At 36.9% G+C, this 24,347-nt stretch carries 28 protein-coding genes, 1 pseudogene and 1 riboswitch; of the genes and pseudogenes, 24 read left to right on the top strand and 5 right to left on the bottom strand.

Annotated elements, in window-relative coordinates; translation table 11 throughout:
• Nucleotides 1-112 precede the first annotated feature (112 nt).
• Both KFD70_RS03315 and KFD70_RS03310 read left to right on the top strand, forming a co-directional pair.
• Nucleotides 113-1,897 (top strand): acyl-CoA dehydrogenase FadE, encoded by a 1,785-nt coding sequence (locus KFD70_RS03315; protein ID WP_336453408.1) that lies wholly within the window; start codon nt 113-115, stop codon nt 1,895-1,897.
• 459 nt (nt 1,898-2,356) lie between these two features.
• Nucleotides 2,357-2,506 (top strand): annotated as a pseudogene (locus KFD70_RS03310) (DUF2178 domain-containing protein); the annotation flags it as partial.
• A 228-nt stretch (nt 2,507-2,734) separates the two neighbouring features.
• On the opposite strand, the gene KFD70_RS03305 reads toward KFD70_RS03310, so the two are convergent.
• Nucleotides 2,735-2,863 carry a hypothetical protein gene (locus KFD70_RS03305; RefSeq protein ID WP_336453409.1) on the bottom strand — a complete coding sequence of 43 codons (129 nt, stop codon included), beginning with the start codon at nt 2,861-2,863 and terminating at the stop codon, nt 2,735-2,737.
• Nucleotides 2,864-3,109: 246 nt separating this feature from the next.
• On the opposite strand from KFD70_RS03305, the gene KFD70_RS03300 reads away from it, so the two are divergent.
• The 4 genes from KFD70_RS03300 (at nt 3,110) to KFD70_RS03285 (ending at nt 5,797) form a co-directional block, all read left to right on the top strand.
• Entirely contained in the window at nt 3,110-3,295 is a 186-nt protein-coding gene (locus tag KFD70_RS03300) for a hypothetical protein (RefSeq protein ID WP_012096045.1), read from the top strand.
• Between the two features lie 13 nt (nt 3,296-3,308).
• Nucleotides 3,309-3,557 carry a spore coat protein gene (locus KFD70_RS03295; protein WP_336453410.1) on the top strand — a complete coding sequence of 83 codons (249 nt, stop codon included), beginning with the start codon at nt 3,309-3,311 and terminating at the stop codon, nt 3,555-3,557.
• 255 nt (nt 3,558-3,812) lie between these two features.
• Nucleotides 3,813-4,763: an L-lactate dehydrogenase gene (locus KFD70_RS03290; RefSeq protein ID WP_336453411.1), complete on the top strand. Its 951-nt coding sequence runs from the start codon at nt 3,813-3,815 to the stop codon at nt 4,761-4,763.
• Between the two features lie 20 nt (nt 4,764-4,783).
• Complete coding sequence (locus tag KFD70_RS03285) at nt 4,784-5,797, top strand: PTS sugar transporter subunit IIC (protein WP_336453412.1); 1,014 nt, start codon at nt 4,784-4,786, stop codon at nt 5,795-5,797.
• Between the two features lie 81 nt (nt 5,798-5,878).
• On the opposite strand, the gene KFD70_RS03280 is transcribed toward KFD70_RS03285, so the two are convergent.
• On the bottom strand, nt 5,879-6,526 hold the full coding sequence (locus tag KFD70_RS03280) for a phosphatase PAP2 family protein (protein ID WP_336453413.1): 648 nt from the start codon (nt 6,524-6,526) through the stop codon (nt 5,879-5,881).
• A 141-nt stretch (nt 6,527-6,667) separates the two neighbouring features.
• Between KFD70_RS03280 and KFD70_RS03275 the strand changes: the two genes are divergently transcribed.
• The 15 genes from KFD70_RS03275 (at nt 6,668) to sufB (ending at nt 19,188) form a co-directional block, all read left to right on the top strand.
• Nucleotides 6,668-7,201: a hypothetical protein gene (locus tag KFD70_RS03275; RefSeq protein WP_336453414.1), complete on the top strand. Its 534-nt coding sequence runs from the start codon at nt 6,668-6,670 to the stop codon at nt 7,199-7,201.
• A 344-nt stretch (nt 7,202-7,545) separates the two neighbouring features.
• The gene (locus tag KFD70_RS03270; RefSeq protein WP_026049293.1) at nt 7,546-7,911 is read left to right on the top strand and encodes an arsenate reductase family protein; all 366 of its coding nucleotides are present in this window, start codon (nt 7,546-7,548) and stop codon (nt 7,909-7,911) included.
• Between the two features lie 41 nt (nt 7,912-7,952).
• The gene (gene gcvH / locus KFD70_RS03265; RefSeq protein WP_336453415.1) at nt 7,953-8,336 is read left to right on the top strand and encodes a glycine cleavage system protein GcvH; all 384 of its coding nucleotides are present in this window, start codon (nt 7,953-7,955) and stop codon (nt 8,334-8,336) included.
• A 392-nt stretch (nt 8,337-8,728) separates the two neighbouring features.
• Nucleotides 8,729-9,073, top strand: coding sequence for a toprim domain-containing protein (locus tag KFD70_RS03260; protein WP_000263236.1), 345 nt, complete (start codon nt 8,729-8,731; stop codon nt 9,071-9,073).
• A 3-nt stretch (nt 9,074-9,076) separates the two neighbouring features.
• Nucleotides 9,077-9,385: a thioredoxin family protein gene (locus KFD70_RS03255; protein WP_336453416.1), complete on the top strand. Its 309-nt coding sequence runs from the start codon at nt 9,077-9,079 to the stop codon at nt 9,383-9,385.
• A 150-nt stretch (nt 9,386-9,535) separates the two neighbouring features.
• Entirely contained in the window at nt 9,536-9,880 is a 345-nt protein-coding gene (locus tag KFD70_RS03250; RefSeq protein WP_336453497.1) for a hypothetical protein, read from the top strand.
• Nucleotides 9,881-10,005: 125 nt separating this feature from the next.
• Nucleotides 10,006-10,115, top strand: a riboswitch (SAM riboswitch).
• Nucleotides 10,116-10,343: 228 nt separating this feature from the next.
• A complete protein-coding gene (locus KFD70_RS03245; protein ID WP_336453417.1) occupies nt 10,344-11,369 on the top strand; it encodes a methionine ABC transporter ATP-binding protein in 1,026 nt (341 codons plus the stop codon).
• Nucleotides 11,362-12,027, top strand: coding sequence for a methionine ABC transporter permease (locus KFD70_RS03240; RefSeq protein WP_336453418.1), 666 nt, complete (start codon nt 11,362-11,364; stop codon nt 12,025-12,027). Before KFD70_RS03245 ends, KFD70_RS03240 begins: the two co-directional genes overlap by 8 nt.
• Nucleotides 12,028-12,049: 22 nt before the next feature.
• A complete protein-coding gene (gene metQ / locus KFD70_RS03235; protein WP_336453419.1) occupies nt 12,050-12,862 on the top strand; it encodes a methionine ABC transporter substrate-binding lipoprotein MetQ in 813 nt (270 codons plus the stop codon).
• Between the two features lie 102 nt (nt 12,863-12,964).
• A complete protein-coding gene (gene metQ / locus KFD70_RS03230) occupies nt 12,965-13,771 on the top strand; it encodes a methionine ABC transporter substrate-binding lipoprotein MetQ (RefSeq protein ID WP_336453420.1) in 807 nt (268 codons plus the stop codon).
• A 236-nt stretch (nt 13,772-14,007) separates the two neighbouring features.
• A complete protein-coding gene (gene sufC, locus KFD70_RS03225) occupies nt 14,008-14,793 on the top strand; it encodes a Fe-S cluster assembly ATPase SufC (RefSeq protein WP_336453421.1) in 786 nt (261 codons plus the stop codon).
• Between the two features lie 15 nt (nt 14,794-14,808).
• Nucleotides 14,809-16,101 (top strand): Fe-S cluster assembly protein SufD, encoded by a 1,293-nt coding sequence (gene sufD, locus KFD70_RS03220; protein WP_336453422.1) that lies wholly within the window; start codon nt 14,809-14,811, stop codon nt 16,099-16,101.
• Entirely contained in the window at nt 16,101-17,321 is a 1,221-nt protein-coding gene (gene sufS / locus KFD70_RS03215; protein WP_336453423.1) for a cysteine desulfurase SufS, read from the top strand. The genes sufD and sufS overlap by 1 nt, the downstream gene beginning before the upstream one ends.
• Nucleotides 17,311-17,742 (top strand): Fe-S cluster assembly sulfur transfer protein SufU, encoded by a 432-nt coding sequence (gene sufU / locus KFD70_RS03210; RefSeq protein WP_017153241.1) that lies wholly within the window; start codon nt 17,311-17,313, stop codon nt 17,740-17,742. Before sufS ends, sufU begins: the two co-directional genes overlap by 11 nt.
• A gap of 48 nt (nt 17,743-17,790) precedes the next feature.
• Nucleotides 17,791-19,188 carry a Fe-S cluster assembly protein SufB gene (gene sufB / locus KFD70_RS03205; RefSeq protein WP_336453424.1) on the top strand — a complete coding sequence of 466 codons (1,398 nt, stop codon included), beginning with the start codon at nt 17,791-17,793 and terminating at the stop codon, nt 19,186-19,188.
• Nucleotides 19,189-19,422: 234 nt separating this feature from the next.
• Here sufB and KFD70_RS03200 read toward each other — a convergent pair whose 3' ends face one another.
• From KFD70_RS03200 to KFD70_RS03190, 3 genes are read right to left on the bottom strand one after another with little or no spacing between them, the layout of a single operon-like run.
• Nucleotides 19,423-20,028 carry an ABC-2 transporter permease gene (locus KFD70_RS03200; protein WP_336453425.1) on the bottom strand — a complete coding sequence of 202 codons (606 nt, stop codon included), beginning with the start codon at nt 20,026-20,028 and terminating at the stop codon, nt 19,423-19,425.
• Nucleotides 20,021-20,887 carry an ABC transporter ATP-binding protein gene (locus KFD70_RS03195; protein ID WP_336453426.1) on the bottom strand — a complete coding sequence of 289 codons (867 nt, stop codon included), beginning with the start codon at nt 20,885-20,887 and terminating at the stop codon, nt 20,021-20,023. The genes KFD70_RS03200 and KFD70_RS03195 overlap by 8 nt, the downstream gene beginning before the upstream one ends.
• Before the next feature lie 5 nt (nt 20,888-20,892).
• A complete protein-coding gene (locus KFD70_RS03190; protein ID WP_336453427.1) occupies nt 20,893-21,264 on the bottom strand; it encodes a GntR family transcriptional regulator in 372 nt (123 codons plus the stop codon).
• A 464-nt stretch (nt 21,265-21,728) separates the two neighbouring features.
• Between KFD70_RS03190 and KFD70_RS03185 the strand changes: the two genes are divergently transcribed.
• The 3 genes from KFD70_RS03185 to yunB all read left to right on the top strand — a co-directional run bounded on the left by KFD70_RS03185 (nt 21,729) and on the right by yunB (nt 24,307).
• Nucleotides 21,729-23,144 carry a bifunctional metallophosphatase/5'-nucleotidase gene (locus tag KFD70_RS03185; protein ID WP_431612963.1) on the top strand — a complete coding sequence of 472 codons (1,416 nt, stop codon included), beginning with the start codon at nt 21,729-21,731 and terminating at the stop codon, nt 23,142-23,144.
• A gap of 67 nt (nt 23,145-23,211) precedes the next feature.
• Nucleotides 23,212-23,514 carry a YunC family protein gene (locus KFD70_RS03180; protein WP_026594181.1) on the top strand — a complete coding sequence of 101 codons (303 nt, stop codon included), beginning with the start codon at nt 23,212-23,214 and terminating at the stop codon, nt 23,512-23,514.
• A gap of 55 nt (nt 23,515-23,569) precedes the next feature.
• Complete coding sequence (gene yunB, locus KFD70_RS03175) at nt 23,570-24,307, top strand: sporulation protein YunB (protein ID WP_336453428.1); 738 nt, start codon at nt 23,570-23,572, stop codon at nt 24,305-24,307.
• The last annotated feature ends 40 nt before the right edge of the window (nt 24,308-24,347 follow it).

Here is a 24,347-nt window from a genome sequence, read left to right as displayed (position 1 = left end):
GGATTAGATAAAGAAGAATGGAAGTAACTAAAGGGTATAAAAAACAAAGGGAGAGCCAGCTTCTCTCAAAATGAGAGAAGCGGCTTATGAAAATATGAAGGAGGAAATTTTCATGGAGAAAATAGTAGGAAGCGCAGTTAAGGGCGGTAGCTTTTTAGTTGATGAGATTACAATTGATCAAGTATTTACACCAGAGGATTACAGCGATGAGCATAAAATGATAGCGAAAACAACAGAGGACTTTATCGTAAATGAAGTTCTGCCAGAGCTTGAGTATTTAGAGCAACATGAATTTGATCGCTCTGTTCGCTTATTAAAAGAAGCTGGCGAGCTTGGTTTACTAGGTGCTGACGTACCAGAAGAGTACGGCGGAATTGGTCTTGATAAAGTTAGTTCAGCATTAATCGCAGAGAAATTCTCTCGTGCTGGTGGATTTGCAATTACGCACGGTGCGCACGTTGGGATCGGATCGTTACCAATCGTATTATTTGGTAACGAAGAGCAAAAGAAACAATATTTACCTGCCTTAGCAACTGGTGAAAAATTAGCTGCATACGCATTAACTGAGCCAGGATCTGGATCTGACGCATTAGGTGCAAGAACAACAGCTCGTTTAAATGCAGAAGGTACACACTATGTATTAAATGGTGAGAAACAATGGATTACAAACTCTGCTTTTGCTGATGTATTTATCGTATACGCAAAAGTTGATGGCGAGCACTTCACAGCATTTATCGTTGAGAAAGAATATCCTGGCGTATCTACAAGCCCAGAAGAAAAGAAAATGGGTATTAAATGTTCATCTACCCGTACATTAATTTTAGAAGATGCACTTGTTCCGAAAGAAAATGTACTTGGTGAAATTGGTAAAGGTCATGTTATCGCGTTCAACATTTTAAATATCGGTCGTTATAAATTAGGTGTTGGTACAGTTGGTTCTTCTAAACGTGCGTTAGAAATTTCAGCACAATATGCAAACCAACGTCAACAGTTTAAACAACCAATCGCTCGCTTCCCATTAATTCAAGAAAAATTAGCGAATATGGCAGCGAAAATTTATGCAGCTGAAAGCTCTGTATACCGTACAGTAGGTTTATTTGAAAGCCATATGAGTACATTAACAGAAGAGCAAGTAAAAGACGGTAAAGCTGTCGCAGCTTCTATTGCTGAATATGCAATTGAGTGCTCTTTAAATAAAGTATTCGGTTCGGAAGTATTAGACTATGTAGTAGATGAGGGTGTTCAAATCCATGGTGGTTACGGATTTATGGCAGAGTACGAGATTGAAAGAATGTACCGTGATTCTCGTATTAACCGTATTTTCGAAGGTACGAACGAAATCAACCGTTTAATCGTACCAGGTACATTCTTACGTAAAGCAATGAAAGGTGAATTACCACTTCTTCAAAAAGCACAAAAATTACAAGAAGAGTTAATGATGATGATACCTGAAGAAGTAGGCGACGAGCCATTAGCACTTCAAAAATATTTAGTAAATAATGCGAAGAAAATTGGTTTAATGGTAGCTGGATTAGCTGTTCAAAAATACGGTAAAGCATTAGATAAAGAACAAGAAGTTCTTGTTAATATCGCTGATATCGTAAGCAACTTATACGCAATGGAATCAGCTGTTCTTCGTACAGAAAAAGCAATTAAAGCAACTGGTCTTGAAAAGAATAAACAAAAAGTATTATACACAGAAGTATTCTGCCAAGAAGCGTTCAACCAAATCGAAGCAGATGCAAAAGAAACAATTATCGCAGTTGAAAATGGTGATATGCTGCGCATGATGTTATCAGCGCTTCGCAAATTCACACGCCACACGCCGCTTAACGTAATTCCGAAGAAGCGTGAAATTGCTGCGAAGATTTTAGAGGATGAGCGTTATACAGTTTAATAAGTAAGGGAAAGCAGTAGCCACGTTTGGCTACTGCTTTTTTGTTGTTCTTTGTCGGAATGTCGATATCCCTTGTTGAATCGCCAACATATTCGGATTTACGCTGATAAAATTTCATTTACTTTTGTCTACCACGATGAAATATTGATATGTGAATCGTCACTGTTACTTTATGTATATATTAATCTTCACTCATTACTCCGTATCTCATTTTATCTCCCATCCACGAACTAACATCTCTCCATTTTACATTTTTTGCAGAAATCCAGCTTACTTCATATTCTATAACCTGATCAGGTTTCCAGCTACTGTCATCGGCCTAATAAAATAAATTGTTTTGGAAGATAAGAGATGCATCGTAAATGATTGGATCATGTTTTTTAGGAGTTACATGGAATTGTGTGACACCTTCGAATAGTAATTCTATTGCGGAGGGGTTCTCATACTGTCTTTGAAAAAGTATTCTTACTTTCGTATTTGATTATTTTTTTAATTGGTAACCTGTATTCATTGACAGCTGAGCAGTATAAATTAGCAAATGCGTTTTTATTGGCAGGGGTGTTAGGTTCTTATTCACTATCAATTGTAGTTTTGAAGAGAAAATATTAGGTGGAAAGGAGAAACGTTATAATAAAACGTACCAGTGATAGAAAGAGTAGAGAGTTCAGCAGTAGAGTGGGTTGATAGAAAATTAATACATAAAATTTTATCGGCACAAATTCAAATGTATCGGCGTTCCGACAAAGAACGATAACAAAAACAGGTGGGCGAAGCCTTTATCCACAATCTAAAAAGGAGCTGTTTTATAGAGTAACTTGTAAACAGCTCTTTTGTATGTTATTTTGCAGGTTTTAAAAACGTATATAGAGCTAATAAGAAACCAAATAAAGTAAAGGTTAGAGCATCTTGGCTTGGATTGGGATCGTAGCTTTTTTGAATTTTTGTAAAGAATTCGTGTGTTTTCATGTTCATATCTCCTTTAACTAATGGTTTGCTTAATAATTATTAGGTTCTATTTTTTGAATTTTCATTCTATAAGTATTATATAATAATTTATCTATAAAAACTATAAAATATAGGACTTTGATACTTATCTATAATTGCATACTATGTCTTTTTTGAGTAAATCAAGAAAAAGGTTAACTCGTGCATACAATCCAAAAATAAATAAATACTAAATGATGAATGAACAAAGAAAGGAAGGTCTTAATTATGCCAAATTTAACAGAGCTTGAATTAGAAAACTTACGCCATATTATTGGGGGGCATACAACAATTGCAAATAAATTAGATCAATATGCACAGCAATGTACAGATCCTCAACTAAAGCAAATACTACAACAAGATGCGCAAGCTGCAAGAAACACAAAACAACAATTAATGTCCTTTTTAGGATAGGAGGTTATGAAATATGAATGAAAAAGATATGGTGAATGATTATTTAGCGGGATTAAATGCAAGCTTAGCAAGTTATGCGCATTACATAGCAGAGTCAAATAACGAACAGCTACATCAAACGCTGATTCACATTCGAAACCAGGATGAGATGAGACAACGTAATGTATATAAATATGCATTGCAAAAAGGGTATTATAAACCAGCGGCTCCTGCAAATCCAATGGTTGTTCAGCAAACGAAAAGTCAATTAAGCGCACAGTAATGAATAAAAAAAGCGAGTGAATATCAGATGATCATTCCCTCGCTTTTTTATTTGTATATATGTCAATAAAGATGTATAAAATATTTTTCCAGTTGTAACAAATATGACGAAAACAGAGTAGCGTGTTTCACAAAATATACATAAAACTTGCTCAACATTTCACAAAGTATCCATGGTTTCTATAGTGAGAATCTCTATAATAAAAAGTGTAAAGAACAAACAAAAACAATACAGAAATACTTAGGAGAGATTCTTATGAATAGAAACACAAGAAAAATCGCAATTATTGGAACTGGATTAGTTGGATCAAGCTGTGCGTATTCAATTGTGAATCAAGGTATCTGTGAAGAACTGACATTAATTGATATAAATCATGAACGTGCAGTTGGAGAAGCGATGGATTTATCGCACTGCATTAATTTTACAAATACAAGAACAAAAGTATATGCAGCTACTTATGAAGACTGCAAAGATATGGACATTGTGATTATTACAGCAGGTCCAGCGCCAAAACCAGGACAAAGTCGTTTAGATACTCTAGGAGCAAGCGCAAAGATTATGGAAAGTGTTGTAGCAGGTGTAATGGAAAGTGGATTTGATGGCATTTTCTTAATCGCATCAAACCCAGTTGATATTATTACTTATCAAGTTTGGAAATTGTCTGGATTGCCAAGAAATCGCGTGATTGGTACTGGAACATCGTTAGATTCTTCACGTTTAAGAACAATTTTATCTGAAATGCTTGAAGTGGATCCTCGTAGTATTCACGGTTATTCATTAGGTGAGCATGGTGATTCCCAAATGGTTGCTTGGTCTCACGTTACAGTTGGTGGGAAACCAATCTTACAAATTTTAGATGAACAAAAAGAGCGTTTCGGTGAAATTGACTTAGATGAAATTGTTGAGAAAACTGCCAAAGCTGGTTGGGAAATTTATAAACGTAAAGGAACTACTTATTACGGCATTGGTAACTCACTAGCTTATATCGCACGCTCTATCTTTAATGATGATCACCGTGTAATTGCTGTTTCAGCAATTTTAGATGGTGAGTATGGTGAATATAATATTTGCACAGGTGTACCAGCAATTATTACAAGAGATGGTGTGAAAGAAGTTGTTGAACTAAACTTAACAGAAACTGAAGAAGGCCGATTTGCACAATCAAATGATATTTTACGTGACTATATGAAAACAATCGGCTACTAAACTAGGAGAAGGTGAAGCAGATGAAGGAATATATAATGTCTCGTGTCTTTAAAGGTTCTGCCGGAATTGCACAAGGTATTTTCGTATCCCTTGGAATTGGTTTACTTATCGAAAATATTGGAAGAATTGTTGATATTCCGATGTTGATTACAATTGGAGTTGTTGCGAAATCACTGATGGCACCAGCAATTGGAGCAGGGATTGCTTTTATGCTTGGAGCAAACGGACTTGTCATTTTCTCAGCGATGGTTGCCGGGGCGATTGGAGCAGGATCCATTTCGATTACTGAAGCTGGTCTAATCATTAAAACTGGTGAACCGATTGGTGCGTTATTAACAGCAACTTTAGCAGTTTATATCGGTAAACGGTTAAGCGGAAAAACTGCTTTAGATATGATGCTCGTTCCATTTGTAGCAATACTTGGTTCTGGCATAGTCGGTATTTGGTTATCTCAAAATATTAGTCCTGTTTTAAATGCAATTGGCGCATTTATTAAAGATAGTTCAGCTGGTAGTCCATTTATTGCTTCTATCGTGCTTGCGGTTGTTTGGGGACTATTATTAATCTCACCAGCGTCATCAGCAGCTCTAGCAATTGCACTTAGCCTAGATGGTGTTGCAGGAGGTGCAGCACTTGCAGGATGCGTCGCTCAATTTATCGGATTCTCTGTTATCTCAGCAAAAGAAAACAATTTAGGTGGTATTTTAGCACAGGCCCTTTGTACTCCGAAAGTCCAATTGCCGAACATTACTAAAAATCCAATGATTCTCGTCCCAACTGTCGTTGCTAGCGCCATTGTGGGCCCTGTATCTGCACTGATTTTCCAATTAGAAGCAGGTAAAGAAATCGCAGGTCTTGGATTAAGTTCTCTGATTGCACCAATTAATTTAATCTCCAGCCAAGGATTCGGTGTTGTACCAGCGATGGTGATCACTTATATCGTAATCCCAGTAGCTGTTTCTTATATAATATATATCGCATTAAAAAAAGCGGGTCGAATTCATTCTGGCGATATGACTGTGCCGCAATCTTAATCGCCAAACAACGTATTGCACCTGAAAATCTCCTTTATATAGATAAAAGCAGACTGAAGAAGCCACAGTCTGCTTTTTTGTTTACATTTTATGATTTTGTTTCATCGGAACTGTCACCGTTTCTTTTACTAATACTAGCTGAATACCAAAGTATAGTATACTTGCTAGCGTCATCCCAGAAACGGCATCTATGAAGGCATGCTGCTTTGTAAATAGTGTTGATAAAATGATGAGTGTACCAAAGAAAGTAAGAATATAATATTCAAAAGCATGTTGTTCTCGGCGTTTAAAGGCAGCTAACATAATGACAAATGTCGTAAGCACATGAATGCTAGGGAAACAGTTTACGGGTTGATCAATACTATAAATATAGCGAACTAGTTCAGAAAATATGTCTGTTCCAACGACGGTTGGACGCGGTACAGTCGTTTGCCAAAAGTAATAAATAGAAAAACAAGCAAGCTTTCCAAGAATTACACTACTTAAAGTGACATAATATTGCTTTCGATCAGCAAAGCAGTAATAAATAAGTGCTCCGTATAAGTATGGAAACCACAGTAAATATGGAATGATAAATGCTTTTACAAATGGAATCCAATCATCTACTACAGTTGTAACGTTTACAGCGTGAACAGTAGATTTATTTAGTACATCGTAAAGGGGACTTACGAGTACGAGTAGAAGTATATAACTTAATGGAAGAAAAGATGAAAGTTTATATTTTTTCATGAGTATCTCCTAGTGTTTAGTAATGAAAGTAAATCCAATTGATTATAATATAGAAAATCAAAATGAGCTATCGATTTTACTTACATTTTTTGGATTTGCCTTACATTTTTGTCACTTGACTTTTGGGATGGGGGAGTAGAAATGAAGCGTTCGCTTAATTTTTGTTTTCTTATATTGTTATGCCTAGTAGGAGCTGGGTGTGCAAAGAATAAGGATATACCGCCTGTTCAAGGGTATAGCGGAAGGGCATTGACTATTGGAGTTGTCGGTGAAGCGCCAAAAGACACGTTTCGAAATATAAAGTTTGAGAAGGTAAAGTTAGATGAAATGAAGGAGAAATCAGAGAAAGTTGATGGATTTCTTGTTATGAAAGAACATTTTGAAGAAGCATCAAAAGAAAAATATACAGATCTATTTTTAGGCTTAAAAAAGCCAGTGTTTTTTGTTGGTTTAAAAGATCGACCGTATTTAATTTTTACTGAAAAAGATCTAGATTATAACAATGCACCAAGAGATAGAGCGATGATGTATACACAAGGATTTGTAAATATAGGAAGTGGGGAAGGGCAATTTTGGGGCACTGATTTATACAATGATACGATTTCAGAGCAAAGTATTCATAATATGTATATATACGTGTTTCAAACGATTGCGGATTATTTGAGTAGACAGTGAAGGAGCTCTAGATTAGGAGCTTTTTTTTATCATTTTAACGGAGAATCCCCCCTATCTTAAGCTCGTGTAGAGGGAGTTCAATTAATCAAACGTTTGTTTAAGACGTATGTTCGCTTTTGTAGCGGCGAATCTATTAAATAAACGTTTGTTTAATATGTGTATTCGGCATACATATATATTTTTATACTTGCAATTTATACAGAAATACCGGAAAAATAAGAAAAATTTGCAGGATAAAAGAAAATTATCACGAAATAAGTTAAAGTTTAGAGAAGAATCGTTTGAAATAATAAAACGTTTTCTATATGATAAAGGTAAAGGTTAGTAAAAAAGTAGGTGAATTTATGACAGTAACATTTTATTCATATCCAAAGTGTGGCACATGTCAAAAAGCGAAAAAATGGTTTGAGGCAAACGATGTAGCATATGAAATGATTCATATTGTTGAAAATCCACCGTCAAAAGAAGATTTGCGTAATTTACATGCAAAAAGTGAATTGCCATTAAAAAAATTCTTTAATACAAGTGGAATGCGTTACCGTGAACTTGGCTTAAAAGATAAATTAAAGGATGCAAGTGAGGACGAAATGTTTGAACTTTTAGCGTCTGATGGCATGTTGATTAAACGTCCAATCGTAACAGATGGCACGAATGTAACACTTGGTTTTAACGAAGAGCAGTTTGAAAGTGTGTGGAAAAAGTACCAATAAGGTATTTTTACATAATTAATACATTCACTGGAGGTACAGTCATGAGCATTCCAAATCATTTACGTTACTCTGAAGAACACGAATGGGTAAAAACTGAAGGCAACCAAGTTGTTATCGGTATTACTCATTTTGCACAAAACGAGTTAGGCGATATCGTATTCGTTGAACTTCCTGAAGTAGGTGCAACACTTGAAGCTGACGAGCCATTCGGAAGTGTAGAATCTGTTAAAACAGTTTCTGAATTATACGCACCTGTAAGTGGTAAAGTTGTAGCAGTAAACGAAGAATTAAGTGACCAACCAGAACTTGTTAACGAATCTCCGTACGAAGGTGCATGGATGGTTAAAGTTGAACTTTCTGATGAAAGCCAATTAGAAAAGTTATTATCTGCAGAAAAATATGCAGAAATGACAAACCAGGACTAATTCTAGTCACCAAAAAGGGCAGCCAGTGTGCTGTCCTTTTTATTTTGTATTGTGTGAATGAAAGAGTGCCTCTATGTCAGAACCTCCATCCCCTTCACATTCTGAACGAGCCGCTTGCGCTTTTCTTTGTCTAGCTCCAGCGGCTAGAACAGTCGGTCGTTTCACTCCTTCCTGCGAGGCAAAGAGCGCCTCTACGTCAGGAGTTCCAACGTCCTCCTGTTCTGAACGAGCCGCTTGCGCTTTTCTTGATTTAGCTCCATCCCCCTCACATTCTGAGTGAGCCGCCTCCGCTTTTCTTTGTAAAAATAAACAGGAAACAACATGAAAATATCGAATATACTATATACTAAAGTAAGGTTGTTTTATAGTATATGGTGATCGGGTGATGACGTATGGTCTATGTAGAGAAAGTCATTATTGTCGAAGGAAAATCAGATAGAAGAAAGATTGAATCTATTATTCGTGAACCAGTGGAAATTGTTTGTACAAATGGTACAATTGGTTTGTCGAAAATGGATGAGCTCATTGATCAGTTTTTTGATAAAGAAGTGTATGTATTAGTGGATGCTGATGCTGCAGGTGAAAAGCTTAGAAAACAATTTCGAAAAGAATTCCCGCAGGCCGAGCATATTTACATTGATCGTTCGTACCGTGAAGTGGCTACTGCTCCTTCTAATCATTTAGCGAACGTATTATGGGGAGCTGACATTGACGTTTATACAGAATATTTACGGTAAGGAATGATAGAAGTGATTGACTGGACAGGTGCTGAAGCTACAGCTCTAATAGCAGACCAAGAAAAAACAGTGTTATATGTATATACACCGATGTGTGGAACATGCCAATTAGCAAAGAAGATGCTAACAGTGGTAGAAGCAACTATATCTGAATTAGAAATAGGAATGCTAGACTTAAACTATGCCCCGCATTTAGCGCGAGAGTATGAAGTAGAAAGTGTACCTTGCTTACTCGTATTTGAGCGTGGAACAATTGTGAAGAAAATATATGCATTTCATTCAGTTGAATATTTATATAAAGAATTACAGTAGGCGGCAAAGTTTTTGCCGCCTCGACATATTTTCTGGGAAATATGTCGAGGTATCAAAGCGGTACGTTATTTGTCGAGAGAAAGTAACAGGATTGCTGTTTGAGAAGATGGAATGGTATTAGGAGAAAGTGAGATGAAGGATGTGACTAGAATGAGATTATATTCGTTGCTTCAATCATTTGTAACGTATGCTAATAGCCAATATCATCTAGAACCGCTTCTTCGGCAAGGAGAAAAAACGATCAATTTTCGTTTTGGAGATGAGTGTTGCTCACTTCAAATTTCAAGAGAGTATATACAGCTTTTGAAAGAGACACGGGGAACGGAACAACTTATTTGCTTTCAGGAAGAAGATTTAAGGCGATTAGTTACTGGAAATGTTCGGTTGCAAACACTATTGCACAGCGGACGTGTGCAATATAACGGAACGTATCGTACGATGTTATTATTAGAATCCGTATTTCATATATGTAAGCCAATGCCAGTAGGTGCTTAATAGTCTGAAGTTTCGTTTTTTAAGAATTTTTTTGTTGACATAGTGGGTGTATATTGATACAATTCAAGTCATAAAATATAGACAATTTCATAAATTTCAAATCAGACGAAAATTAAATCTGATTTCTCTTATCAAGAGAGGTGGAGGGACTGAGCCCTGTGAAGCCCGGCAACCGTCAATTTTTAGATTGAAATGGTGCCAATTCCTGCAAAGCAAATGCTTTGAGAGATGAGAGGAAGGGATCATGTTGATATACGCATATAAACCTTTCTGCTCATTCTAAAAGCAGAAAGGTTTTTTTGTTGTTTGAATGAGGAGGACATTCGAATAATAAGAGGAGCTAATAAGAAATTTAGCTATGGCGACGGTTAGATTTAAGTAATTCTTACACCAAAAATAAAAATTGTGGGAGTAAATCTGAACGAGCTGCTTACGCTTTTTAATTCAAAAAGGGGTGAACATCATGATTTTATTGGAAAATGTAAAGAAAATATATAAATCAAAAAGCGGTGATGTCACTGCTGTAGATGATGCCAATTTAAAAATAGAAAAAGGCGAGATCTTTGGTGTTATCGGATATAGTGGCGCTGGTAAAAGTTCTTTAATCAGATTATTTAATCAATTAGAGAAACCAACTTCAGGACAGATTACGATAGCAAATCGTGTGATTTCAGCAATTACTGGGAATGAACTTCGAAAGGCAAGACAAGAAATCGGAATGATTTTTCAACATTTTAATTTACTGTGGTCACGAACTGTACGTGAGAACATTGCTTTTCCACTTGAAATTGCGGGAGTGGATAAGGAAAAGCGAAAAAAACGAGTAGATGAGTTAATTCATCTTGTTGGATTAGAAGGAAGAGGCGATGCATATCCGTCTCAATTAAGCGGTGGACAAAAGCAGCGCGTTGGGATTGCGAGAGCATTAGCAAATAATCCGAAAGTGCTGCTATGTGATGAAGCGACGTCAGCGCTTGACCCTGAAACAACAGATCAAATTTTAGATTTACTACTAGATATTAATAAACGTCTTGGCTTAACAATTGTACTTATTACACATGAGATGCATGTGATTCGTAAAATTTGTAATCGTGTTGCAGTCATGGAAAAAGGAAAAATTGTAGAGACGGGTCCTGTACTAGAGGTATTCCGTAACCCACAGAAGGAGATTACAAAGCGATTTGTACAACAGCTAACAGATTCTGAAGATACAAATGAAACAATTGAGAGTTTATTAGAAAAATATCCAGATGGAAAAGTCATTCGTTTACAGTTTATTGGTGATTCTGTAGAGCGTCCAGTACTCCAGAGATTAATGAGGCGGGATGATATAGAAGTAAGTGTACTTCAAGGGAATATTGCTCAAACAAACAATGGATCGTATGGAAGTTTAGTGATTCACTTAAATGGTGAGGAAGTGGCAATCCAACAAGCAATAGCAGGAATCCATCAAGAGCAAGTAGAGCTGGAGGTGATTGCACATGGATAAGTTACTCGCGAACGTCGACTGGAATCAAATGCTAGAAGCAACAGGTGAAACATTATATATGACGGCAATCGCAGCATTTGCGACATTTGTTTTAGGTCTTATTTTAGGACTATTACTTTTCATGACGGCAAAGGATAATTTATGGGAAAATAGAGCGATTCACACAGCGATTGGAGCATTTGTAAATATCTTTCGTTCCATTCCATTTATCATTTTAATTATTTTATTAATTCCATTTACGAAGATTCTCCTTGGAACAATTCTTGGAGCAAGCGCAGCACTACCAGCTTTAATTATTGGAGCGGCACCATTTTATGCAAGGATGGTTGAAATTGCACTTCGTGAGATTGATAAAGGAGTAATAGAAGCTTCAAAAGCAATGGGAGCAAAAACGAGTACGATTATTTGGAAAGTATTGATTCCAGAATCTTTGCCAGCACTTGTATCTGGTATTACAGTAACGACAATTGCACTTGTAGGCTATACAGCGATGGCTGGTGTTGTCGGTGCTGGTGGTCTTGGTACACTTGCTTATTTAGAAGGATTTCAGCGTGGAAATAACGATGTAACAATCGTTGCAACAATTTGTGTATTACTCGTTGTATTTTTAATTCAGTGGATTGGTGATCGTGTAACAATTCGAATTGATAAACGATAATTAAAATGGGAGGGTGTTTCAAATGAAAAAATTATTACTTACAGCACTTATTTCAACGTCAATTTTTGGTTTAGCTGCTTGTGGTGGGAAAGATAAAGATGAAAAGAAACTTGTTGTAGGAGCTTCTAACGTACCGCACGCTGTTATCTTAGAAAAGGCAAAACCTTTATTAGAGAAAAAGGGAATTGAATTAAAAATTGAAACATTCCAAGACTATGTATTGCCGAATAAATCATTAGCGGATAAGGAATTAGATGCGAACTACTTCCAACACATTCCATACTTAGAAAAAGAAATTAAAGATAAAAAATACGATTTTGAAGTAGCCGGAAAAATTCATTTAGAACCAATTGGTGTATATTCTCAAAAGTATAAGAGCTTAAAAGACCTTCCAGATGGAGCGACGATTATTATGAGTAACTCTGTCGCTGACCATGGACGTGGTTTAGCGATTTTACAAAAAGAAGGTATTTTAAAAATTAAAGATGGGGTAGATCCAGTTAAAGCAACTACAAAAGATATTGCAGATAATCCAAAAAATCTAAAATTTAAAACGGATATCGAGCCTGGTTTATTGCCACAAGTGTATAACAATAAAGAAGGCGATGCTGTTCTAATTAACTCTAACTATGCGATTGATGCGAAATTAAACCCAGAAAAAGATGCAATCGCGATTGAAGGAAATGACTCTCCATATGCAAACGTAGTAGCGGTTCGTAAAGGTGATAAAGATAAGAAAGAAATTAAAGCTCTTGTAGAAGTGCTGCATTCTAAAGAAATTGAAGACTTCATTGACAAGGAATATAAAGGCGCAGTTGTTCCTGTAAAAGAATAGTAGGTATCAAAAGGGCTGGTAAATGCCAGCTCTTATTTTGTACCTAATAAAATGCATATATGAAAAAAGTTATGAAAATTACAAAAATAAGGGTGACATCTGATGAAGAAAATTATATTAACCATTTTTATAGCAGTCTTTGTATTTGCATTAGCTGCTTGCGGCGGGAAAGATGAAAGTACACTTGTTGTGGGAGCTTCTAACGTGCCACATGCTGTTATTTTAGAAAAAGCACAGCCAATATTAGAGAAAAAAGGAATCAAACTAAAAATTGAAACATTCCAAGATTATGTGTTACCTAATAAAGCGTTAGCCGATAAAGACATTGATGCCAACTATTTTCAACACATTCCTTATTTAGATAAGGAGATCGAGGAAAAGGGATATAAAATTGTAAATGCAGGGAAAATCCATTTAGAGCCAATGGGAATATATTCCGAAAAATATAAAAAATTAAAAGACCTTCCAGATGGTGGAACGGTTATTATGAGTAATAACGTAGCAGAACGCGGTCGTATGCTTGCATTATTGCAAAAAGGCGGCGTCATTAAACTGAAAGATGGTGTAGATATCGTTAAAGCGACAGTCAAAGATATCGTGGAGAATCCAAAGAACTTGAAGTTTAAAACAGATGTTGAGCCAGGGCTTTCGCCAAAGCTATACGAAAATAATGAAGGTGATGCGTTATTCATTAATTCAAACTATGCAATTGATGCAAAATTAAATCCTACAAAAGATGCAATTGCAATTGAAGGATCAGATTCTCCGTATGCAAATATTATTGCCGTTCGTAAAGGCGATGAAAAGAAAAAAGAAATTAAGGAATTAGTAGAAGTTTTACATTCAAAAGAAATTCAAGATTTTATTAATAAAGAATATAAGGGAGCAGTACTTCCGGTAAATGAGTAGACATGAAAGGGGCTAGGAAATTTCCAGCCCTTTTTTCTTTATATAAATAAGAAGAAAGGTGTATCATAGTAGGATGTGAGGGAAATACTTATATACATTTGTGAAAAAAGTGTTACTTTTTTTCAGCGTTTGCGATATCATTTTATTTGATATAAAATTAGAATGAGAATAAAATGAGAATGTGAATGTTTTAGGAATTTTTAAAATGTATATAGAGGATTAATGGAGGTATTGAGATGACTGGTTCTACATTAACGGTTAAAGACTTACATGTATCAATCGACGGTAAAGAAATTTTAAAAGGTGTAAACCTTGAAGTAAAAGGTGGAGAAATCCACGCAATTATGGGACCTAACGGAACAGGTAAATCAACTTTATCTTCTGCAATTATGGGTCACCCGAAATATGAAGTAACAGAAGGTAGCATCATCATCGACGGTGAAGATGTATTAGAAATGGAAGTAGATGAGCGCGCACAAGCGGGTCTATTCCTAGCAATGCAATATCCAAGTGAAATTAGCGGAGTAACAAACGCTGACTTCTTACGTTCTGCAATTAACGCACGTCGTGAAGAAGGCGACGAAATTTCTCTTATGAAATTTATCCGTAAATTAGATAAAAATATGGAGTTCCTAGAAATGGATCCAGAAATGGCACAACGTTACTTAAACGAAGGTTTCTCTGGCGGTGAGAAAAAACGTAACGAAATTCTTCAATTAATGATGATTGAGCCAAAAATCGCAATCTTAGATGAAATCGACTCTGGTCTTGATATCGATGCATTAAAAGTTGTATCTAAAGGTATTAACGAAATGCGCGGCGAAGAGTTCGGCTGCCTAATGATTACGCATTACCAACGTTTATTAAACTACATCACTCCAGACTTCGTTCACGTTATGATGAACGGTCGCATTGTTAAATCTGGTGGCCCTGAGCTTGCACAACGTCTAGAAGCTGAAGGTTACGACTGGATTAAAAAAGAACTAGGTATTGAAGACGAAACAGCAGAGCAAGAAGCGTAAGAGAGGAGCATAAACATGACAATCGGTACATTACCTTTCGATCAAGAAACAATCCGTCAGCGCGCTAGCGAAGTTAACGAAGCTGCTTGGTTGACTGAGTTCCGCTTACAAGCTCTTGCACAAGCAACTGAACTTCCAATGCCAACGCCTGATAAAACAAAAATCGATAAATGGGATTTTATCGGAAAAGGCGCTACTCCTAAGCAAGAGCCTGTAAGTTCTTTAGCGGAACTTCCAGAAACGGTGAAAAACTTAATCGATGAAAATAACAGCGTACTAGTGGGCCGCACTGGTACAACTGCATTCGTTTCTTTAGCTGATGAAGCGAAAGAAAAAGGTGTTATTTTCACGGATATCGTAACAGCTGCAAATGAGCATGCTGAACTAGTACAAAAGTATTTAATGAAAGACGGTGTGAAGGTAGACGAACATCGTTTAACAGCACTTCATGCAGCATTAATCAACGGCGGAGCATTTGTATATGTTCCGAAAAACGTTGTTCTTGAAACGCCACTTCAAGCTGTATTCTTAGTAGACGGCGAAGAAGCAAACGTATATAACCACGTATTATTTGTAGCTGATGCGAACAGTTCTGCAACATACGTAGAAAACTACGTAGCACATGAAACTGTTACAGGTATTGCAAATATCGTGGCAGAAGTAATCGTAGAACAAGGTGCACAAGTGAAATTCGGTGCAGTTGATCTATTAGCGAAAGATGTAACATCTTACGTAAACCGCCGCGGTGTTGTAGGACGTGACGGCCGTATTGAGTGGGCATTAGGCCTTATGAATGACGGAAATACAATTTCAGAGAACGTAACGAACTTAATGGGCGACGGATCATTTGCTGATACAAAAACAGTAACAATTGGCCGCGGGTCTCAAACACAAAACTTTACAACGAAAGTTGTTCACTTCGGTAAACACTCTGAAGGCTTCATTTTAAAACACGGTGTACAAACAGATAGCGCAACATCTATCTTTAACGGAATCGGTAAGATTGAACACGGTGCATCTAAATCAAATGCACAGCAATCTTCTCGCGTTCTTATGTTAAATGAAAAAGCACGCGGTGATGCAAACCCAATTCTTCTGATTGACGAAGACGATGTAATGGCAGGTCACGCAGCTTCTGTAGGTCGCGTAGATCCAATTCAACTATACTACCTAATGAGCCGTGGTATTCCGAAAAGAGAAGCAGAACGTTTAGTCATCCATGGATTCTTAGCACCTGTAGTAAATGAGCTTCCAATTGAAGGAGTAAAAGCACAGCTTGTTGAGGTAATTGAAAGGAAAGTTCGCTAATGGATATTCATGAAATACGCAAACAGTTTCCAATTCTTGATCAAAAGGTGAACGGTAAACAACTTGTATATTTCGATAGTGCAGCAACTTCTCAAAAACCAATTCAAGTCATTGAAACGTTAGAGCGTTACTATAAAGAATATAATTCTAACGTGCATCGCGGTGTTCATACGCTCGGTACGAAAGCTACCGATGCGTATGAAGGTGCACGCGAGAAAGTTCGCAAGTTTATTAATGCAAAATCAATGGAAGAAATTATTTTCACGCGCGGAACAACAACTGCATTAAATACAGTAGCAGCCAGCTATGGCCTGGAACATGTAAAAGAAGGCGATGAAATCGTCATCTCTTACATGGAGCACCATAGTAACATTATTCCGTGGCAACAAGTTGCGAAGAAAACAGGCGCAACTTTAAAATATCTTCCGCTTCAGCCAGACGGAACTATCTCTATTGAAGATGCCCGTCAAACAATTACACCGAATACAAAAATTGTTTCTATCATGTATGTGTCTAACGTACTTGGAACGATTAATCCTGTAAAAGAAATTGCAGAAATCGCTCATCAAAACGGTGCAATTATGGTCGTTGATGGTGCGCAAAGTACACCTCATATGAAAGTGGATGTACAAGATTTAAACTGTGATTTCTACGCGTTATCCGCTCATAAAATGTGCGGGCCTACAGGTGTCGGCGTATTATATGGTAAGAAGGAATTGCTAGAAAATATGGAGCCAATTGAATTTGGCGGTGAAATGATTGATTTCGTAGACTTGCAAGATTCTACGTGGAAAGAACTTCCGTGGAAGTTTGAAGCGGGTACACCGATTATCGGTAACGCGATTGGACTTGGAGCGGCAATTGATTTCCTAGAAGAGATCGGTCTTGATAATATTGAAAAGCATGAACATGAATTAGCGCAGTACGCTTTAGAAAGACTATCAGAAGTAGATGGCGTAACAATTTATGGTCCAAAGCATCGCGCTGGTCTTGTGACATTTAATATTGATGAAGTACATCCTCACGATGTGGCAACAGTATTAGACGTAGAAGGCATTGCGGTTCGCGCAGGACATCACTGTGCACAACCGCTTATGAAGTGGTTAAAAGCTTCTTCTACAGCACGTGCAAGCTTCTATTTATATAATACAAAAGAAGAAATTGATACATTTGTTGAAGCGCTAACGAAAACAAAGGAGTATTTCACAAATGTCATTTAATAATTTAGATACGTTATATCGTCAAGTTATTATGGATCATTATAAAAATCCTCGTAACCATGGCGTGTTAGAAGATAGTGTTACAGTTAACTTGAACAACCCAACTTGCGGCGATCGTATTCAACTTACGATGAAAGTAGAAGATGGGATTGTGCAAGAAGCGAAGTTTGAAGGAGAAGGTTGTTCTATCTCTATGTCTTCAGCTTCGATGATGACGCAAGCAGTAAAAGGAAAGAAAATTGAAGAAGCACTTCAGCTTTCTAAAATTTTCTCTGACATGATGCTAGGAAAAGAGTATGATGACAGCGTAGATTTAGGAGATATTGAAGCATTACAAGGCGTATGCAAGTTTCCAGCACGTATTAAATGTGCAACATTAGCTTGGAAAGCGTTAGAAAAAGGCTTAAACGAAGATAAGTAATGTGAAGGGTTCCTAAAAACGAGGTTATCTAAGGAGGGACATACCAACATGGCGAAGCAACTGCCAGATATCGGCGATTATAAATATGGTTTCAAGGATAAAGACGTTTCGATTTTCCGTGCTGGACGCGGTTTAACAAAAGAAATCGTTGAAGAGATTTCACGTATGAAAGAAGAACCACAGTGGATGTTAGACTTCCGTTTGAAATCACTGGATAAGTTCTATGAAATGCCAATGCCACAATGGGGCGGCGACTTAAACGACTTAGATTTCGATGAAATTACGTACTACGTAAAACCATCTGAGAAATCTGAGAAGTCTTGGGATGAAGTACCTGATGAAATTAAAGCAACATTTGATAAATTAGGTATTCCAGAAGCTGAGCAAAAATATTTAGCTGGTGTATCTGCACAGTACGAATCTGAAGTTGTATACCACAACATGAAAGAAGACCTAGAAGCTCTAGGAATCGTGTTCAAAGATACAGATAGCGCATTAAAAGAGAACGAAGATATTTTCCGTGAGCATTTCGGAAAAGTAATCCCACCAACTGATAACAAATTCGCAGCATTAAACTCTGCAGTTTGGTCTGGTGGATCATTCATCTACGTTCCAAAAGGTGTAAAAGTTGATACGCCACTTCAAGCGTATTTCCGTATTAACTCTGAAAATATGGGACAATTCGAGCGTACGCTTATTATCGTAGACGAAGGCGCACACGTCCACTACGTAGAAGGTTGTACAGCACCTGTTTACACAACAAACTCACTGCACAGTGCGGTAGTAGAAATTATCATTAAGAAAGATGCATATTGCCGTTACACAACAATCCAAAACTGGGCGAACAACGTATACAACCTAGTTACAAAACGTGCTGTTTGTGAAGCAAACGCAACGATGGAATGGATTGACGGTAACATCGGATCTAAATTAACGATGAAATACCCAGCAGTTATCTTAAAAGGCGAAGGCGCTCGTGGTTTAACATTATCTATCGCGATTGCTGGTAAAGGCCAACACCAAGATGCTGGTGCGAAAATGATTCACTTAGCACCAAATACATCTTCAACAATCGTTTCTAAATCGATTGCAAAACATGGTGGTAAAGTAACGTACCGTGGTATTGTACACTTCGGACCAAAAGCGACAAATTCTCGCTCTAACATCGAATGTGACACGTTAATCATGGATAACCAATCTACATCTGATACAATCCCTTACAACGAGATTAAAAACGATCACGTTTCACTTGAGCACGAAGCGAAAGTATCAAAAGTATCAGAAGAACAATTATTCTACCTAATGAGCCGTGGTATTTCTGAGCAAGAAGCAACAGAAATGATCGTAATGGGCTTCATCGAGCCATTCACTCGCGAACTTCCAATGGAATACGCAGTTGAAATGAACCGCCTAATCAAGTTTGAGATGGAAGGTTCTATTGGTTAATATTTAAAGTGGAAGCGCCCTGCCAAGCAGGGCGCTTTTTTGTGCGAGGCAAATATATCGGCGATTCGACATGAGATATCGACCGCTCGACAATAAATGACATGGAAAAACTCGAGATCTAAATGTTTAGATCTCGAGTTTTTCTCGTTTTCTATAAAGAAACCATAATCTCGTTATGGATGCGTATATGCTATCATGCATTAAGGAAGTTTTGATAATAGGAAATGTTCTGAATTAAAAAGCTTTACGTTGATAAATGATGAATGATACTCCCCATGAAATGATATAAGCACATATGATAATAAATGTAGCTACGGTATACAATGCAGGTACAGATAAGCTGAAAATAGCATCGGTAACTGTACTAAACTGTGTTGCTAGAAATTGTACAGCAGGTGGACCCAAATAAGCTGATGCTAAAAATGAAACCATGACAATGGACGACATATGCTTATGCTTAAATTGATAAAATAGTGGAAAGGTAATGGCTGCAAATAGCAAAAATAGTGTATTGCCCATTACAATATGCTCTATAGTAAATGACTTTTGAAAGATGATAAGCATTAAACTTGTTACAGCAATTGCTAGCAACATGTAAACAATTGCCCCAATATAGCGTGAAGCGACAATTTCCTTACGGGTATATGGTAAAGAATTTAATAAAATATTTGTTTCAGTTTTTTCGTCATAGGCATGCGTATTAAAGGGAATAAAAATACTTGTAATTGTAAAGAGCAAAATAGGGTGCGTGTTCATCACAATAAAAAAGATAATGCAGCCTAAATAAACTAGCAATTGTTTCTTCTGTAAAATTAAATCGCGCTTGATTAAATTAAGCATGGTACCCTACTCCTTTCGAATAATACATAATATCTTCTAATGAGGCACGTTCAATTATAACCTCATTACCAAAAATTTCTTCAACTTCGGCTACATTATTCGTTAATGCCTCAAAGCCAGTTGGTGCACGATGAACATGCATAAAGGCTTTTTCTGTATCGCGATCTAATAAATCCGTACTGCCTTTGACGAGAGCATAGTTTTCTCCCACCTCATGAATCGACTGATTAAAGATTAATTTTCCCCTTTTTAAAAAGGTAATAAAATCAGCGATGCGATCTAAATCCGTCGTAATATGTGTAGAGAAGAAAATTGTACGATTGCTATCCAGCATTAATTCATGCAGTAAATCGAGTAACTCCCGTCTAAATATTGGGTCTAAGCCAGCTGTTGGCTCATCCATAATAATCAACTCGGCATGGTGTGATAGCGCAAGCGCTAATGAAGCTTTCATCTGCATACCTTTTGAAAAAGTTTTAATCGCTTTATTCATCGGTAATTCAAACTGCTCTATATAACGCTTAAATATGGTATCGTCCCAATTTTTGTAAGCAGGTGCGACGATTCGCTTAATATCTTTTAGATTTAAGCCTTCATAAAATACGTTACTATCAAAAACAAAACCGATGCGCTCTTTAATTTCCTTTTCGTGCGATGCATAGTCTAATCCAAAAATTTTAATCTCGCCTGCATCTGGCTTTAATAAGTTCATTATCATTTTAATGATTGTCGATTTCCCTGCACCATTTGCGCCAATGAAGCCTGTTACAAATCCTTTTTTAATTTGTAAATTTAATTGTTTTATTGAAAAACCTTGAAATGTTTTACTAACATTGTGTAGCTCTACTATATTTTCCATATCGTTTACTCCTTATATAAAATAGTTAATAATTCTTGCAGTTCCGTTAAGGGTAGCCCAATTTCCTTACTATTAGTAATGACAGCCAATAATTGTTCTTCAATCACTTTTAATTTTTTCTCACGTACTACATCTAAATTTTGTTCAGCAACAAAAGAGCCCTTACCTACAATTGAATAAATAAAGCCTGCTTTTTCTAGCTCCTCATACGCGCGCTTTGTCGTAATAACACTAATCTGTAAGTCCTTTGCCAGCTGGCGCATTGATGGGAGTGACGATCCTTCTTTTAAATCACCAGTTAAAATTAGTGACTTTATTTGATTGGTAACTTGTTCGTAAATTGGCTCCTTAGAACTGTTTGAAATAATTATTTGCATGCAAATCCCTCTTAGTCTTTATATTGTATATACACTCTATATACAATATATATATTTCGTATCAAAAATGCAATATATTTTCAGAATTTTTATATAAAAAATGTTCATGTGAGTGAGTATATTCAAATTTCTCCCACATTAACAATCAGTAAGATTTCCATCTGAAAGCCCAGAAGAAGCAAAGAAGGCGGGTAGCGGATTAACTACCCGTAAAAGTTCAATTGGTGAAGGCTAATAATCAGTGGTGGGAATTATTTTTTGTTTTTTGAAGGAAATTTATATTTCTTTCAAAAAACAAGTTAGATATTTAAAGAAGGGAAGTTCTATATGAAAAGGAGAATTTTTTGCTTTTTCACCTAATGAGAGTACAATGTAAAATAGCAAGAAAAGGCGAAAAGTATTTACAGGATTATCGCAAGCGCGTAGCGTAAAATGCAGTAAGGAAATGAGAGGAGGTTTTTTCTCTGGATATCAATAAAGAAACAATCATCCACCTTTATCATACAAACGATATACATAGTCATTTTGAAAATTGGCCGCAAATTTCTAGGTTTGTACTAGAAGAGAAAAAGCGAAGACAAGAAGCGGGGGAATCTGTTTTAACGTTAGATATTGGCGATCACGTGGATCGTTTTCATAGTATTACGGAAGCAACAAATGGACTGGGGAATACGAAGTTACTAAACGAGGCGTTATATGATTATGTAACGATTGGAAATAATGAAGGGATTACATTAGCGAAGGAGCATTTAAACCATTTATATGATCATGCTGGATTTGAGGTGCTCGTAGCGAATTTATTTGAAAAAGAGGGCGTTCGTCCTACTTGGGCGAAGCCGTATAAACTTCATACAACTACAGAGGGGATTACAATAGCTTTAATCGGTTTAACAGTAGCCTATCCGGAGTTCTATAAAATGTTAGATTGGCATATTGAAGATCCGATGATGCATTTAGAATCCATTTTGGCAGAAGTAAAAGATAAAGCGCATATTACAGTTGTACTTTCTCATCTTGGGAAAAGTGCCGATGAGTATATGGCGGAGAATTATGATATCGATGTAATTTTAGGAGCGCATACACATCACCTATTTGAACGTGGTGTTCTCGTGAATGGAACTTTACTTTGTTGCTGTGAAAAGTGGGGGCGCTACATCGGCCATGTTCAGCTTACTGTGGATAAGGAAACAGGGCAGTTGTTGAAAAAGGATGGTAGAGCGATTAAAACAGAGCGTTTAAGTGCTTATAACAAACCTTTATCCACAATTGAAATGTTGCAAGAAGAAAGTAAAAATATAATGGCAGAGCCTGTGGTTGAGCTGAAGGAGCCTTTACCAATTGATTGGTTTAAGGAAACACCATTTCCTAGTATGCTGGCAAGTGCATTAAAAGAGTGGTGTAATGCTGAAGTGGGCATGGTGAATGCGGGTGTATTATTAGAAGGATTAGAAGAAGGGATTGTCACACGAGGCGATATTCACCGCATTTGTCCACATCCTATTAATCCATGTGCACTAAAAGTAAAAGGTAAAACATTACGGGAAGTTATTTTAAAAGCACGTTGTCCAAGTATGGAAGAGCTTGAAGTAAAAGGGCTCGGTTTTCGCGGGAAAGTGATGGGGAAAATGATTTATGATGGTATAGAAGTTATTCCGGATACGATTCCTGGAAATAAAATTTTACTTAAAGATGTGCTCATTAATGGGGAATCTTTAGAATTAGATCGCGTATATACTGTTGGAACGATTGATATGTTTACGTTCGGGTACTTATACCCAGAACTATCCACACTTTCTGAAAAGCAATATTATATGCCAGAACTGTTACGAGATGTGTTAGCAGAGATGTTAATAACTTATACATCTTCCATTAAACTATAGGCTAGTTAACCTGTAACACTCATTTTTCTCTTTTCATAAAGATAAGAAAGAGAGGAGTGTGTGAACGATGGTGAATGTGGAACCGATTATCATTGATAACTATACGTTTATAGCGGTTAGCGTAAAGCTCCCAAAAACAAATTTGCTGGCTGTTATGAGCGATAAAGGATATATTATGTGCGGCGCTTTAGATGTCGGTCTCTTAAATGAGAAATTAGGAGACCGAGGAATTATTGCTGGCCGCGCAGTTGGTGTGAGAACAATTGAACAACTGCTTGAAGCACCGCTTGAATCGGTTACGACTGGGGCCGAGGCTTTAGGCATTCCAGCAGGAACAATTGGAAAAGATGCACTATTAAAAATGATATAAGCATATATCGTCCCTCTTTCTTGCATAGAAATGATATAAGAAGGAGGGTTTTCTTATGCGTACATTTCGTCCAAAAGCTTCGCGGTTTCGAAAAGGGCCGCTTCCTTTTCGGCATGTACTACTCATCTCATTTATCATTTTTTTATTGTTAACTTTACAAGGATTCTGGATTGTGAATAAAAGTATTCAGCCGACATTGATCAAGTATGGGGAAGTGCAGACACATAAAATGGCAACGGTTGTCATGACGAAGGCAGTAAAGGATCGGATTAAGGAAGGGTTTGATGTGGATTCATTAATGAAAGTACAAAACGATAAGAATGGAAAAGTATCCACAATCGATTTAAATACAAAGCAAGTAAATGAGATTTTAACATCGACTACTGCATACATAGAGAAATATTTGCATCAAGTAGAGAATGGGGATATGAAGGCGCTCGGTTTGCCAGAAGAGAGCGGAGTGTCGATGTCTGTTCCCCTTGGGCGCATAACGGATAATGCACTCCTTGGTAATTTAGGGCCAGATATTCCGATTGATTTTACAACAATCGGCCATGTGAATACGGATATTAAGCAAAATGTAAAGCCACACGGGATTAACAATACCGCAATTGAAGTGGTCATGGAAGTCGATGTGACGCTGCAGGTGATTATTCCCTTTCGCACAAAAGAAGTTAAGGTGAAACAGCATATCCCGATTGCGACGCGAATTGTACAAGGAGAGGTACCATCTTATTATGGAAGCGGTGGAGTTGTTGTGCCAGATAGTAAAGGGAAGAAAGCGGATGATTAACAAGATACTATAACGGATGAGTAAGTTTGAAAAGACATTA

The organism is Bacillus pfraonensis (assembly GCF_050768835.1).
Classification (GTDB): Bacteria; Bacillota; Bacilli; order Bacillales; family Bacillaceae_G; genus Bacillus_A; species Bacillus_A pfraonensis.
The sequence above is the reverse complement of the archived record's forward strand: the minus strand, read 5'-3'. Positions and strand labels throughout refer to the sequence as shown.